This window comes from Mycetohabitans sp. B2 (genome assembly GCF_021733735.1).
In the GTDB taxonomy this organism is placed as follows: domain Bacteria; phylum Pseudomonadota; class Gammaproteobacteria; order Burkholderiales; family Burkholderiaceae; genus Mycetohabitans; species Mycetohabitans rhizoxinica.
In genome coordinates, this window is the sequence record NZ_JAHKSP010000082.1 from 39,034 (window position 1) to 53,659 (window position 14,626).

At 60.6% G+C, this 14,626-nt stretch carries 9 protein-coding genes; 4 read left to right on the forward strand and 5 right to left on the reverse strand.

What is annotated here, in order from left to right:
- The first annotated feature begins 62 nt into the window (after window positions 1–62).
- The 3 genes from KPG66_RS16265 to KPG66_RS16275 all read left to right on the forward strand — a co-directional run bounded on the left by KPG66_RS16265 (window position 63) and on the right by KPG66_RS16275 (window position 5,310).
- Complete coding sequence (locus KPG66_RS16265) at window positions 63–2,570, forward strand: glycosyl hydrolase 2 galactose-binding domain-containing protein (RefSeq protein ID WP_237071497.1); 2,508 nt, start codon at window positions 63–65, stop codon at window positions 2,568–2,570.
- Entirely contained in the window at window positions 2,567–4,417 is a 1,851-nt protein-coding gene (locus KPG66_RS16270) for a serine aminopeptidase domain-containing protein (protein WP_237071499.1), read from the forward strand. Before KPG66_RS16265 ends, KPG66_RS16270 begins: the two co-directional genes overlap by 4 nt.
- Before the next feature lie 683 nt (window positions 4,418–5,100).
- Window positions 5,101–5,310: a hypothetical protein gene (locus KPG66_RS16275; protein WP_041754899.1), complete on the forward strand. Its 210-nt coding sequence runs from the start codon at window positions 5,101–5,103 to the stop codon at window positions 5,308–5,310.
- A gap of 358 nt (window positions 5,311–5,668) precedes the next feature.
- Here KPG66_RS16275 and KPG66_RS16285 read toward each other — a convergent pair whose 3' ends face one another.
- The 5 genes from KPG66_RS16285 to KPG66_RS16305 form a co-directional block, all read right to left on the reverse strand.
- A complete protein-coding gene (locus KPG66_RS16285; RefSeq protein WP_237071500.1) occupies window positions 5,669–6,493 on the reverse strand; it encodes a helix-turn-helix domain-containing protein in 825 nt (274 codons plus the stop codon).
- Between the two features lie 666 nt (window positions 6,494–7,159).
- On the reverse strand, window positions 7,160–9,172 hold the full coding sequence (locus tag KPG66_RS16290) for an LTA synthase family protein (protein WP_237071502.1): 2,013 nt from the start codon (window positions 9,170–9,172) through the stop codon (window positions 7,160–7,162).
- A gap of 64 nt (window positions 9,173–9,236) precedes the next feature.
- Complete coding sequence (locus tag KPG66_RS16295; RefSeq protein WP_237071503.1) at window positions 9,237–10,136, reverse strand: EAL domain-containing protein; 900 nt, start codon at window positions 10,134–10,136, stop codon at window positions 9,237–9,239.
- 48 nt (window positions 10,137–10,184) lie between these two features.
- Window positions 10,185–11,108: a GlxA family transcriptional regulator gene (locus KPG66_RS16300; protein WP_049786559.1), complete on the reverse strand. Its 924-nt coding sequence runs from the start codon at window positions 11,106–11,108 to the stop codon at window positions 10,185–10,187.
- 408 nt (window positions 11,109–11,516) lie between these two features.
- Window positions 11,517–12,821 carry a YadA family autotransporter adhesin gene (locus KPG66_RS16305; RefSeq protein ID WP_237071504.1) on the reverse strand — a complete coding sequence of 435 codons (1,305 nt, stop codon included), beginning with the start codon at window positions 12,819–12,821 and terminating at the stop codon, window positions 11,517–11,519.
- Window positions 12,822–13,933: 1,112 nt separating this feature from the next.
- Between KPG66_RS16305 and KPG66_RS16310 the strand changes: the two genes are divergently transcribed.
- On the forward strand, window positions 13,934–14,518 hold the full coding sequence (locus tag KPG66_RS16310; RefSeq protein WP_013428953.1) for an HrpB1 family type III secretion system apparatus protein: 585 nt from the start codon (window positions 13,934–13,936) through the stop codon (window positions 14,516–14,518).
- Window positions 14,519–14,626: the final 108 nt, after the last annotated feature.

Genomic DNA, 14,626 nt, shown 5'->3' on the forward strand with positions numbered 1-14,626 from the left:
CTGCCCCGGCCGGACGCAGCACCGCCGGTCTCGGGCCTGGTCATGAGCGAGCGGCTTCGCCCATGTGGCGCTTGTGTACTACTGCGGCCAACGCCGCCACCCGGCCACGTGATCTGCCACCTGCAGATGCGTCGGAGTGGATCGACGCACCCGTGCCTGGAACCGTCGGCCAGGCACTCGCAGCCGCGAACCGGCTCACGCCGCTGGATGCAAGCCGGCTAGGTGAATACGACCACTGGTACCGGCTACCGCTGCGACGCGGCGGCGCCCGCTTAATCCGGTTTGACGGGTTGGCGGGTATCGCGCAGATCTGGCTGAACGACACGTTGCTGCTGCAATCGACGAACATGTTCGTCTCGCAACAGGTACGCATCGACCCGCTGCCTGAGGACAGCGCGTTGTACCTATGCTTTCGGTCACTGGCCCGCTACCTCGATACCATGCCCGCGCCCCGACGCGCCCGCTGGCGCACGCGCCTGGTCGATGCGCCGGCGCTGCGGGCGGTACGAATCTCGCTGTTCGGCCACATGCCAGGCTGGTTCCCGCGCATCGAGCCAATCGGCCCGTGGGGCGCCGTGGCCGTCATCGATACTGACGCCGATACGGCCGCCCAGATCGTGCACCACACGCTGAATGCCTCGATCGAAGGCTGCGATGGGATCGTGGACGCGACCATCACATTTGCCGCACCGGTTCCCGGCCATCTGGACGCGATCCTAGACTGCGAGGGCCATCATGTACGTCTACAACGCCACGACCCGTTCACGCTGCGCGCGCGGCTCACCGTGCCGAACGCCAGACGATGGTGGCCGCACACGCATGGCGAGCCGGCGCGCTACGCCGTCTCGCTGCACCTGGGCGGCACGACCGTGGCATTGGGATACGTCGGATTTCGCACCATCGAGGTTACGCGTGGCCACGATGGGCAGGGCTTCGCGTTGTCCGTCAACGCGCTGCCGATCTTCGTGCGAGGCGCGTGCTGGAGCACCGCCGATCCGCTGGGGTTGCGCGTGTCGGCGCACGACTATCACACATGGTTGACGCTGGCTCGGGACGCGGGATTCAACATGATCCGCGTCGGTGGCACCATGATTTACGAAGACGACGCATTTTATGCGTCGTGCGACGAACTGGGCTTGCTGGTCTGGCAAGACTTCATGTTCGCCAATTTCGACTATCCGTGCACCGCGGCTGATTTCGTCACATCGGTGACGCTGGAAGCCAGCCAGTTTCTCGCACGCACGGCGGGTAGGCCTTCGTTGGCCGTGCTATGCGGAGGCAGCGAAATCGCGCAGCAGGCATCCATGGTCGGTTTGAGTGACGAGCAACGCGATATGCCGTTGACCGCCAGCTTGCTCGCCGAGCTTGCCGCGACACATCGGCGCGACGTACCGTACGTATCGGACACGCCGTCCGGGCAGGTACTGCCATTTTATCCCCGCACGGGCATCTCGCATTACTATGGTGTCGGCGCCTATCTGCGGCCCTTGGACGATGCGCGCCGCGCGGCGGTCCGCTTCGCCAGCGAATGCCTGGCGTTTGCCCACGTTCCCGCAGATGCGACGCTTGCCGCAATCGGCTCGCCGTCGGTGCACGAACCCGCGTGGAAAATGGCCGTGCCGCGCGATCCCGGCGCGCCATGGGATTTCGACGACGTGCGCGATCATTACTTGCGCGAACTATATAGGCAAGACCCGACGCGGCTCAGAGGACAGGATCCATCACGCTACCTCGAACTATCGCGAGCCGTGCTCGCCGACGTCGTATCCGAGACACTGGTGGAATGGCGCCGCACCGCGTCCAGCTGCGCGGGCGCATTACTTTGGCAATTCCAGGACGTCATGCCAGGCGCCGGATGGGGCATCGTGGACGCGTTCCGGCGTCCTAAGTCGGCCTGGTATGCGCTCAAGCACGTGCTCCAGCCGCAGCAGGTGTGCCTGTGTGACGAAGGGCTGAATGGACTGGACGTGCACGTGTTCAACGACAGCGCCGCTCCGTTGCGGGGACGGCTGGAGTTGGTCGCATTGCGCGACGCCACCGTGCCGGTCGCACGGGCGCGTTGCGATCTTCATATCGAACCACACGACGCACTCCAGGTCAACGCGGCGCAGTGCTTGGGGCGCTTCTTCGACTTCACCTACGCGTACCGGTTTGGTCCGCGCGAACACGACACGGTCATCGCGTCGCTGTACGACCACGACAATCGGCTGCTCGCACAATCGTTCTATTTCCCGGAACGTACCGCGCCGGCCGTGTTCGAACGCGGCGATATCGGTCTGAGCGCCTCACTGGAACAGCGTGACGGCCAATGGTGGGTCAACGTCGGCACGCGCGCGAGCGCGCGCTACGTGCAGATCACCGCGCCGGGCCTGCTGCCGAAGGACGACTGGTTCCATCTGGCGCCCGGCGCGAACGTGTCTGTCCCGCTGCTGCCGGAACCGACACTTTTGCATCCTCTTGCGTCATTTCACTCAGGAACCCCGCATCTGGACACGCACGACGGCCCGGGGACGATCGAAATACGCGCAGTCAATTCCAACAAAATCATTCGCTTGAGAAAACCATCGTGATACCGATTACATTCGATGATTGCGTCGGATGGCTGCACAAAGGACACTCGCCGCGGGGCGTCGTGCTGTGCGCTGCCGTTGGCCACGAAGGCCTGTGGACCCACAAACTGATGCGAGCGCTGGCAGAGCGGCTGGCACGCGAGGGCATCTGGGCGCTGCGGTTCGATTACCCCTGCTGCGGCGACTCGGCGGGCGACGACCTGGACAGCGGCCGGTTTGATAAAAGCATTGCCAGTATCGGCCGAGCCGTGCACGCGCTGCGTGCCCATGCACAGCTGACCGATGTCACGCTGGTCGGCCTGCGCGCCGGTGCCGCCCTAGCGCTATTGGCCTGCACGATGGATACACCTGAGGCCGTGCAGGTCGATGCACTCGTCGCGCTGTCGCCCGTCGTGCGAGGACGCACCTATATGCGCGAAGTGACCATGGTCGAGCGTCAATGGCTGGACACGACACCACCCGTGGTGCAGCAAGCCCATGCCGCAGAGCCCTGCCTGAGCGTGCTCGGGCATCGCTATCCCGCTGACTTCGTCGCCGCGTTGCGGGCGATTGACCTGTGCGCCGCCGTCGGGAGCGCGGCTTCGCTACCCTACTCCGTGCTGCTCATCGATACCGATCGTGGCGACAGTGCGGTGCTGCAAACGGCGTTGCAGGCCCGCGGCGTCCAGGCCACCGTGCAGCCGTTTCCCGAATTCGCCACAACATGGGTCGAAGGCATCCGCTCCCGACTGCCGCTCGCCACCATCGAAGCGAGCGTCGCATGGATTGCCACGCGGCAGATGCACGATGCCCCCGTGGCGCAGCCCATACCGGAACCGGCCGCTTCGTTGCGTACGACGGGTGCGCACCTGGTACTGTCGGACGCCACCGAGCACACCGTGCAGATTGGCACCGCGCCGTTGATCGGAACACTGTGCCGGCCAGCCACCCCGACCCCGGGCCGCTCGGGCATGCCGGCGTTGCTGTTCGCCACGACAGCTTCCAATCCCCGCAGTGCCGATGCACGACTCGCGGTGCGTCTCGCGCGGCAACTCGCAGCCCACGGCATCGCCTCGTTGCGTGTGGATGTGAGCGGCGTCGGCGACAGTGGCGCCTGCGTGCTGGACGACCAATCCGTCGTCCCATACTCCGGTCAAGCCGTGGCAGACGTGATCGCGGCCGCGGACTGGCTCGCGGAGCAAGGATACCGCGATGTCGTGGCGCTTGGTATCTGCTCGGGTGCGTATGCGTCGCTTCAGGCCGCGTCGCGTTCGGCGGCCGTAACTGGGATAATCGTGATCAACTTGCCCCGGTTCATCTGGCCGGCTGGCTTGACACTCGCGGACGCGATTGCTCAGCAGACCAATTCGGCACGCGGCTACCTCGCGTCAGCACGCGACCCGCAGAAATGGAAAAGCCTATTGCGACGCCGGCGTGACCTGCGCCCCATTGTCAAGGCGCTCGTACGGCTGACAGCCGCTAAGCTACGCGTGCCAGCAATGCGACTGCTCGAACGGGCGGGTTGGTACCCGCCAGCTCACTCCGAGCGTGGGTTGATGCACGCATTGGCGCGACGTGGGGTAAACGCACTCTTGATCTATGGCGAGTTCGACCCGGGACTGGACGAGTTGTCACGCCACTTTGGGCCTGCTCATCGGGCGTTTCGCAGGCAACGGCAGATCGACGTACACACCATCGCGCAACTCGATCACTCGGTGTATGGAACACAAGGCGCTGATGCGATCATCGAGTTATGCATCCGCACGTTGATGCACTGGCGCGCCGCACCTAACAGCATAAGCGGCTTGCATAGACCTGCGCCCGCTACCGCCCCCCGTTCGGCGACCGCCTCGATGCATGCCCAATAGCTACGTTTTCGAATGTATTGCCATGCCGCGGCCTGACGCCGCGGCCCGTTGCGGCTGCCACGTCGGCCCCGCGCCGGCACCCGCTACCTACCCTTTGCTTTACACCTAAATCGGCGTTTACCGTTGAGCTAATCCCATCAGTGTTTACTATGTTCATTAATAGCAAGTTAATTAACTGCGTAGAATTATTTCAAAATTCAATATGCCGCGTCCCCGCAACATCCACCGTGCTGTATTTACGTGTCAATTGAATGATAGCAGGACGGTTGTTTCAACGTTGGATGGATGTCGAGGTGACCGCCTACAAGCCCAGTGCGCAGTTTGCCGCGACTAATACACCTCATTCAAAAGGTTCCTGCGCTTGTCCGCTCATCCCCCTGTAGTTTAACTAATCGTATAAATTTTTTTGCCAGCTATTGCGGCGCGATTTGGAGCAGATTAATATGCGCTCCTGGCATCGAAAAAAGTGTGTGGTACAACGCAATTCGAGCCGACGCATTATTCTGTCCAGGCTGCAATTAATACCTACTCACCGCGGTTAATCCATTGGATACAGTCAAAAATGCCATCCAGTGGTGGAAGACGAATTATCCTAGCCGCCGGGGGAATTGGCATATTTAACCGGATTTTTTGCAAGCCCAAGTCATTTCTACAGAACCGGGGTTGTTAGTCAGGAGCCGAGAATGTTGAGTCCACACGAATTTGCGACGCTCATGCTCATCAAGCACTCGCCAGACCAGATCGATCTGAGTCGCGCCGAACTTGGCACGCTGCTCGAGCGCCAACTCGTCGTATTACACGATCAGGCCTGCGGCGGCCGCTCGCCGCAGCTGACGCGGGTCGGCCAATCGATCCTCGATGCGTGCTCGCGCGTGCGATTTTCCGCGTCGTAGTTCTGCCGGCGAAGTCATCCAGGCCCGCGTCCGTCTCTAACGTCCCAAAAACATATCCGTGAATATCGTGACCACGGAATAATTCGTCGCCGCGCAAAAATCCGGTATCAATACGCTGTTTGGGTTGGCCGGCAAAGTTTTACCCACATGCGCGAATGGATTGCTCCTCTCATCCCGCCAATCCCGGTCGGTGGGCTTGGACAACCGCAAGAAGTAGGCGGGACGGGTGGCTTATCTCAGGTCAGCAGAAGCAGGCTTCGTGACCAGCGCGAATTCGCCAATCAACGGCGGGCAACACCTGCAGGTGATGCACGGCACGCCAGATAGCGCCCCCGTCCAGGGGCAGGCGCCGGCACACCTAGACGGCGGCGAGCGCAGCCGCATCGAGGATCCGGATGTTCCTACCCTGCGTGTCGACCAGCCCTGCCCGGCTGAAGCCGGACAATATCCGGCTCACGGTTTCAAGCTTCAAGCCCAAATAACTGCCCATCTCCGCCCGCGTCATTCTCAACTGAAACTCGTTCGGCGAATAACCCCGCACGGCGAAGCGCTTTGATAGATTTAGCAAGAACGCCGCCACGCGTTCGGCGGCGTTCATCGTGCCCAGCCATACGCTGAGCCCGGATTCGCGCACGATCTCTCCACTGAGCATCCGGTGCAGATGCCGCTGCATCACCGGCTGCCGATGACAGAACGCCTCGAGCCGCGCAAATGACACCGTACACACTAAGCTGTCTTCGAGCGCAATGGCATCCCAACGATGGCGGTCCGAGCACACGCCCTCGAGGCCCAGCGCGTCGCCCGGCAAGTAAAAGCCGGTAACCTGCTCGCGACCATCGCGTAGCACCGTAACCGTCTTGAACGAGCCGGTCTTGATAGCAAAGATATGGCGAAACGGATCATCGCAACGATGCAGCGCGTCGCCACGGCGCACCAGACGCTTCGTGCTGACGACCTGATGAAACTGCTCAATGTCGTCGCTCGACAATTCCGGCGGCAAGCATAGGTTGCGCAATGCGCAGCTCGAGCAGCGCGACACATCGCGCCGCTTCGACTCGCCGCTGTCGAGCGCAACACGCTCGTCGATGTGGTGCACGCTGTGACAGCTAGCCGCGTTTGCGCGATGCGTGGCATTGGCATCGGCATGTGGCCCGGCATGGTGTTCGGCAATAGAGAGGATCATGGCGCAAATTATACTGGTGCCTGCGGCATGAATCGCGTCCTGCACTGTGAATGCGACCGCGTGACGCATACGGCCGCCGCCCGGCACGGCGGGGCTCCTTCGACCCACACACGCAGGTCACACTGCATAGCATGGACGAAATCAAAACCAATGCGTCGATTAACGCGCCAGCCTGTTCGCGGCTCCAGCCGTTGGTCTTGGCCAATGGGGCGAGCGCATCGGCGGCCAGCGCTGCATTGAGCGGCAACAGTATGCTGGTGCGCGGCTCGCCGAGTACCAGGAAGGGACCCAACACGGGGTCCTCGCGCATCTGCGCGACGAGGCTGGCACGGGTTGCCACCGGCGCCTGCGGGCGCCTCCTCCTCTACGTGCAAGTCGAAGCACGCGAGCAGTTGCGCAGGTGCTGCGGCTGCAACGTGACGAGAACCTGAAGCGACGCAGGCGTTCCGCCGCAAGCCAGGCTGTGTCACCAGCAAGCCGCGGTGACACCGGCAGCGTCAGGATTACCGCGGGACCGAACAAGGCATCAAGATGGCGGACGGTCATCGAAGTCTCGCGAGCAGGTCTCGAATCGGCAGGCTATGCGCCAAATGCAGCGATCATGCCAGTGCCAGGGTGGGCCCGATGCCGCCCGATCGATATCCGTTGTGTGCCGGCCGATATCGGTCAGTATCCTTCGCCCGTGCGTGCACGAATGACCTGGTAGCGCACATACCAGTCCGCCAGCGCAATCCGCGCCCGCGCCCGTACGGCCTGCTCGCGAAGCAGCGCTGATGGCGCCTCATCCGGCACGAGCGCGTACGTGGGGCGCTGCCAGCGAAATGCGGCTGGCTCGCCCACCAGCGGCATCATCGCGCCGTCGCGGCTAAAGATCGTCTTGAAACCGATCACGGCAAATTGCTCGGCCGGCGCAGCGGGCGCGAACAGACTGTGCCCGAACGCCGGATAGCGCGCGTCGGACAGCGCGAGATGGTATAGCGTCGGAAAGAAATCTGCGTGCCCGGCGTAGCGTTCCAAATCCGGCACGAAACGAGGACGGTACTGCGGCGGCACACGGAAGAAGCCTGGTACACGATACAGCTCTCGGCTCTGCTCCGGCCGCTGATACCGAAACAGCCCACGCATGTTGTGATCGCCAGTTGCCGCGACAATGGTCTTGCTACCAAATGGCGCGGCCTCAACCCGGCTAACGAACATGCCCAGCTGATGAGTGGCATACTGATACGTCTGCACCATGCGGCTACCCTTGTCGAAATCGGCTGCAAAATGCCGGCGCATGTCGCTCAAGTCCAGCGGCGGGGGTAAATAATGACTCGGCACGGTGTGAGGGGGACGGTTCGTTGTACTCATGACGAACAGAAAGATCTTCTGGCCTAGCGCATCGCGAGTGGCCAGCAAATCGAACGCGAATCGAAACAGGTACTCGTCGTACACGCCCCAGATCGTGCGTTTTGCGTCCGGGTACCTGCCGATAATGGCTGCCATGTCATACACTTCGTCAAAGTTTTGACGCCGCATCGTACGCGCCACGGACCGCCACGCACCGCAGCCGCCATAAACAAATACGGTTCGATAGCCTTTAGTCTTGAACGGCAGCGCGGCCGATGTCGAATAGGTGACAAATCCCTGGTCACCTTGCGTCAGCGGCGAAACCGGCGAGTTGAGCAATAGCGCCTCGAGCGCCGCGTGGCCGCCAAGCCGTGCTGGGAAAACGTTGCGGAACAGGTAATCGCTTTGCAAGTGCTCTGCCATCACACCCGCCAGGTCGGTGGAGGCCGTGCTAAATTCGAGCGGATGCGCACCCCATGACTCCATCAGCGCAAAAACCACATGGGGTGGATGCGCAGCCAGAAATCGGTTCTCCGGGGTGCGGCGGAACACCACGCTTTCCAGATCCGGCGGCGCACCAGAGGGAGCGCCAACCGCACGGGCCAGTTCATCGGTGGAGCGGAACCCATAGCGCGCCAATTGGCATGCAGGATCTTCGTCGATTCTGGCTTGGCTGCGCCGGTCGACATAGGCGTCGTATAGCGCTTGTGCTGCGTTGCGCACCGAGTCATTGACCCATCCGCGCGAGGAAATCTCCGCGTCGTGTGAGTCGAGCGCGGACTCGCCCAGGCCACCACGGGCCAAGCCGAGCAGCAACACGACCAGCACCGTACTGTCCAGCACGCAACGCATGCGTTCGCGAGGCTGTGCTTGCTCGTTTCGCTCGGCACGCGCGCTCCCGGAAAGCCGCAGGATGATCCACATCTGTAAAGCGGTGAAGACCGCCATCAGTAGCGCACATCGCACGACCGGATACTGACTTCGCGCCGCCGCCAGCATCCCCCATAGATCGGCGCCCAGCAATCCAAACACCATCGGATTGAATGGGCTGCCATAGAAATCGTAGTAATAGAATTGGCAAGCGCAGCCGAAGTTCACGCACAGCAGTATCGCTGCGATCGACAGGCGCTGCAGCAGCCCGGCGGCGCGCTTGAGGGGGCGCCACTTCGTCACCACGAAGACCGGCAGCAGCACCACCAGGATCGCGATCGACAGTACCCTCAAGTCAAATCGCCAACCTATCCAAAGCGCGTGCAACACCTCAGCGCCGTTGTCGAACACTTGTGCGGCACCGCCGTAGTAAAACAAATAAGCAATGCGAAATGCCTCGAAGCTAACACTGCCCGTCATCAGAACGAGGAGTGCGGACCTGGCAAATCTCAACGAGCGCATCATATTCGCTCAGCTTGACCGTTCAAGCCGTGTGACGCACGCGCTGCATGGCAAAATACTCGCTTGCCTCGTCCCACGACAACTCCAGCCCGAAATATGGGCCTTGGAAAAAATCGATATTCAGCGTTCTAGCGATTTCCAACTGATCTCGCGTCTCGATGCCTGCGGCGATGACTTTCAAGCCGAGTTTCCGGCAGAGATCGCACACGCTGGCGAGAACGACGCGACCTCGGGCACCATCCGATCCGCAAACCAGGTTCTTATCCAGTTTTATCGAGTCGAAATGCGTGCCGGCAAGTCGTTGGTAGTTCGTATAGCCGGCGCCGAAGTCATCAATAATCACTTTTGCACCGCTGTCCCGCAAGCGCCCAACACAGCTTAGTGTGCTATCCTTGGCAAGCGGCACACCCGCGCCGAGTTCTATCTCGACATTCAAGTAGCGCAACGCCTTGATCACTTCGTCCAATGCCGGACCGCATGCTATCGTGTCAGGATGAAGCTTGATCGAGACAGCCGGATACATCTCGCGCTGCGCCCATCGGCCAATGGCCTGCTCGACCTCCTCACAGAGCCACACATCGACTGGGCTGACGATGCCGGTACGCTCCAAGCAACCAAGGAAGTTGTCCGTTCCGGCACGCCCAGTTGTGCCTTTGAGACGGGCCTGGGCCTCAAATCCAACGCACTGCAAATCCGACGCGGCGATCTTGGGTATGTAGCGCACATCCAAGCCATCCCGGGCAATGAGATCGATCACTCGGCTGGCGTCGATCCATGCTGCCTCAGCCAACGCCTTGGAACGCCGGGTGTAGATATCCAGCTCCCTGCGCAAGCTGTTTTGCATATCCATGATCATTCGTTCACCCGTCACTCGGGTAAGCCGCCGCCATAATACAGCATCGCCCGTCGCGGCCACACTCATCCGATGGTTGCATCGCACTGCGCGTCTGGCCGGCCACGCGCAAGACGATCAGGGTTGATCCATGCGTCGCCGGGCGGCGTTTCGGTAAGATGTCGGCGACGTGAACATGCGCTTACGGAACAATGTCGCCAGCCGAACACCGCTGCCCAAGCCGGTACGGCGGGCAATTTTGTCGACCGGCAAGTCTGAGCGGACTAGCAGTTCGCATGCCTTCTCCAAGCGGCAACGGAGCAGGAACTCCGACGGCGTAATACCCATCTCCAGCTTGAAACGGCGCAGGAAATTACGCTCGCTCATGGCCGCCGCCCGTGCTGCATCTGAAATCGATAACGCGCGCTCGCATCCGGACTGTAACCGGCGCGCCGCGGCACGAATCGTGTCGCTGACTGCCGCGGTCGGATGCCCCATCCACTCGATGACGCGGCGCGCGCAACGGGGCATCAGAAACTCCGCTACGTCCCGGACAACCTCTTGACTGTAATCACGCGAAACCAGTGACATCGCAGTAAAAAAGCCATCGTTGGATCGATAGCAGTCCGAAACACAACCGGACGCGGGCCCCGGCTTTGGCGAGGAACGGATGCGCCGCAGGCTTTGCTCAGGCCAAGCAGGCACGCCGGCTGCTTCCAGCACCATCGAGCCCTCGCCCACCGCACACACAGTTCGTGTGGATGGACCGATTTTACGCAACCAGCCGACCAGCCCAAAATCTTCGGAAGCCGCGCGGGCGCCTGGGCCGCCGGCAATGAGCACCGTATCCGTGGAAGCGCCGAAATAGCGGGCGTCGAGCCCGTCCGTCCACACACGAATGCCCGAGGTCGACGCCATCACGCCGCCACGCGTGGACATCAGCCTGACCACGTAGCGGTTGCGCCATTCGTTGCTGCGCTCTAGCACTCGGTTTGCGACGCTCAGCACATCCGCTACCGCAGCGACGTCCGCCAGCGAGAATGACTCGTAGAGAAAGATCACGACGACCCGGTCAGTTGAGGCTTTGGCTGCCCCGACCTCGCCTCTGACTTCCTCCAATAACTCTGTATGTCTTAAGTATCCCATATGGCCTGTCAAAACTATCTTTGGCAAGAGCCAATGCATCAACATGCATCGTAAGCTTCATTGCCGGTTTTCGAACACTGCGCGTCGGATGGGCGAAAACTAATGGCGGGTATCCGCTGGTTTGCTTTCATCTTTCCGGTGAGCACCTCCTGGCATTTGGCCGGCGCCACAGCGGGCTGCCACGACATGTCCACAGACCCAGGCCCGCCCGGCCACCTGTGCTACGATTCAGCTCCGTCGCCGCGCCAAGCACGGGCCGGATGGGGCAAGCCTCATCGATCCGGACCACGCGCAGCGTCGTGTTGCAAGCCATCGACCACTCCATTACCATTGAAAGCCGCCTGCCGCGACCGCTCCGAAGTAGCCTCGTCCATTGGCACTTGCGGCAAGTTTTATCACCCAACGGTCATCCGAGGTCACGTGCGATACGCCAAATGCCATGCCGGGCCTACCGCGGTACGACGCACTGGATGCAGTCGCAATGCTTCGTCCAGCAGAAGTGGGTTGCGGCAATCCGGCAACTGCCATCGCCGACGCGATGCCAGCGGACGCATCGCCATCAACGCGGGCAACAGCCTCATCCAATTGCGCCTTATTGACTGCGTCGGTGGAGTGGGTGCCACGCGCGACGTTGACAATTCTGCGTTCGCTACCTGGCGCCCCGACGGACACGCGGGCGTCATCGATGCTAATGCCCGGGGGCAACCTCAACGGCGCTGTCGAAAGCTCAGTGACCAACGAATGCAGCAATTCGCGACGTAGGGCATAATGAGTGGGTTCACTGTCGGATGTTGATTCGCTCGGTGCGGGCCGGTCCGAGTCCGGATATCGGACCAACTCCGAATGCTGGTCCGAGTCCGAATGCCCAATCTCGGGCAAACCTGCGTGGGAAGATGTATTGACAACGCTACCATCTTCAGTGGGAACCGGCGATGCAGCAGCCATGCGCGCCTTTGCTCTCTCGAACAAATGCGCGTAGACGTTTTTCATGTGCGTTTCAGCGGCGGACTGCTGACGGATCGTCTCCGATTGTTGGCTGGCCTCTTCCCAATTCGATAACGCCTCCTTGACCAGTCCAGCCGCCTCCGCCATCATGGATGCACGCTCCCCCAAGTCGTACAGCTGCGCAGGACGAACATGCGAGGACGACGGGAAGTCCGGCTCCGCCCTCTCAGGGGCAGCCATTTCAATGGCTGCCCACTGAGCCTGACCTTCCTTAATCAGCTCCGCAATTTTACGATCCATCCTGTCGAAATCCTGATCCAGTTCAGAGCTAACGTGAGGCAGAATTTGCGGACTCTTGAGGGTAGCGGGTGACTTCCTATTTTCATTGTTGCTCTGAGGGCCAGCACTGGTCAAGCTACACTGGCTACTGGATTGCAAGCGTCGTGGAACCGGCGACACCGCTGGAGATAATGGGGCAACGCTGCGATAGTCGGCAACGTCTCTCGCAACACTTGAAAAGGCAGGGTCGAACGGGCCAATGCCATTATTATTAACATAAACATTATCCGCGGCCGCTACCGCTTGTGAAAGCGCTATTCCCGCAGCGATGCCAACCATGCGCAAATTACCCGATACCCTAAATATGAAGTAATTCGAGCGACACCCGAACGCGATCTGTTGCATCAACGTTGGCCTTGCATAACCGAAACCTCTCATGACTTCGCTCATTCGACTCCCCTTGTAGGCGCTTGACCTCGGATCGGGATGTAAGCGGAATGTATGTCTGCGCACTTCCGAATGCAATCGGACAAGAATATTCGTGCGGAATGCAACAGGGATATGTCGGCTGGGCCATATGCAACTCGTTGAGCAATTTCAAAATTCGCCAATAAATTGGGCACGCTCATTAAATTATTCCGCTTACAAAGGCCATATAAGTCGCATCCAAGCGGCAACATATCGCCAATGTCGCACCAGACGAACGCGATTAGATATCGACTGTTACGGCACGGACCGACCGGTGTTTTACGGCAGCTGATGCACATCCGGAGTCCCGTTGCATCGCACACGCCCCCGCGGGAAGGCGCAGTTACGCAAAAGCCGCGTGGTCGCGGCGGCCGGATCACGCGTTGGTACATTCGCGCTTCGTGCTGACAATGCAGTTGAAAATCGGCTGCAGGTGAAGAATGCAATCGCACCGCGATGACAGTGTCGAGGAGCAGAAGCTTATTCGACAATCGTGGGCCACCATGGCGGCTATGCGAAGCCGTCGACCCAGTCAACGAACCACATGACGGCCCATGCTCGTTACCGATGTCTACCACACAGTGGTAGCAAACAAAATCGATATGGCATGTGATCAATGCGAGCTTTGATACGGGAGGGCTGGTACGGATAGCATTGAACCAACTTCTATCGGCGCACAAACTGGACATACATCGGTATCGTCATAGGGTGACTCGCGCAATCATCGGATGACGCGTCGCCGCTTAAGCCACGCCATAACCCAGCCTTACCCTCTACCTCTCTACCCCTACCTCAATCTGTCGTCATCCTTAACAAAACAGTAATTAGCATTACTTATAAATGTTAAGGAGTCAATGCGACACAAGCCCAAGCGACAAAGGTATAAAGCCAACGGATGGCCCGTGGTTATCGAACCACGCGCCTATCAGCATGAAACGCTCGATGATCAGGTCAACCCAACCCCATGCAATCTGTTGCGCACGCCGCCAGACGCGAAGTCAGCCTGACGCGAGCACCCATTTCCGATATTCATACACGAGTTCGCACGCATGGCCGGTGCACTGTCCCTGTCGGCATACCATCGACAGGGTCGTCGGCGCGTGATCGGCGACACGTCAAGTCCGATAACACACTGTGACATCGCCATGAATGCGCTATCGTCCGTTCGCCGCGCCTCCTATTTAAACTGCAGCGACAAGACAGTTGGCGCGCTGCTACGGCTTTTCGCGTTGGGCATGGCCAGTGTACCATCCGAAGATCTCGACGACCTGCTGCTGGCGTTGCGCGTGCTCAAGCCATCATCAACACAAGTCGACTTCAGCGAAGCGAATCTGCGTGTGCGGCAATCAGACTGGATCGGCGCGCTGCGCGTGCTCAAGTCGATTGAGGCACGACATCAAGGCGGCGCGGCCTGCGCCGCGCTGATCGCGTGTTGCCTTTATCACCTGCGGGACACTGAGTGGCGACGCTATGTCGAGCTGGTGTTGGAAGACGGCAATCCGATCGCCCTGTCCGTGGTCGCCACTTTTCTTAAGCTCGATATGCGCCCAGGGGGCCACACCTCGGAGGTGGACAGCGACGATCACGAGCACATACGCGTCCAGATCGAGCGTGCCGTGGCGTGCGCACGCTGAATGCCGATTACCGTACTGACACGGTGTACCGCCGCGCCGTCACGATCCCGGTGAGAACCGGCGGCGATAGTCGGACGGATTGACATGCAAACGGCGCAGCAACGCGCG

Bases quoted from the DNA above. Each gene is read 5' to 3' on its own strand.
- KPG66_RS16265 (WP_237071497.1), top strand. From the start codon at position 63: ATGTGGCGCTTGTGTACTACTGCGGCCAACGCCGCCACCCGGCCACGT.
- KPG66_RS16275 (WP_041754899.1), top strand. From the start codon at position 5,101: ATGTTGAGTCCACACGAATTTGCGACGCTCATGCTCATCAAGCACTCG.
- KPG66_RS16285 (WP_237071500.1), bottom strand. From the start codon at position 6,493: ATGATCCTCTCTATTGCCGAACACCATGCCGGGCCACATGCCGATGCC.
- KPG66_RS16290 (WP_237071502.1), bottom strand. From the start codon at position 9,172: ATGACGGGCAGTGTTAGCTTCGAGGCATTTCGCATTGCTTATTTGTTT.
- KPG66_RS16295 (WP_237071503.1), bottom strand. From the start codon at position 10,136: ATGAGTGTGGCCGCGACGGGCGATGCTGTATTATGGCGGCGGCTTACC.
- KPG66_RS16305 (WP_237071504.1), bottom strand. From the start codon at position 12,821: ATGCAACAGATCGCGTTCGGGTGTCGCTCGAATTACTTCATATTTAGG.
- KPG66_RS16310 (WP_013428953.1), top strand. From the start codon at position 13,934: ATGGCCGGTGCACTGTCCCTGTCGGCATACCATCGACAGGGTCGTCGG.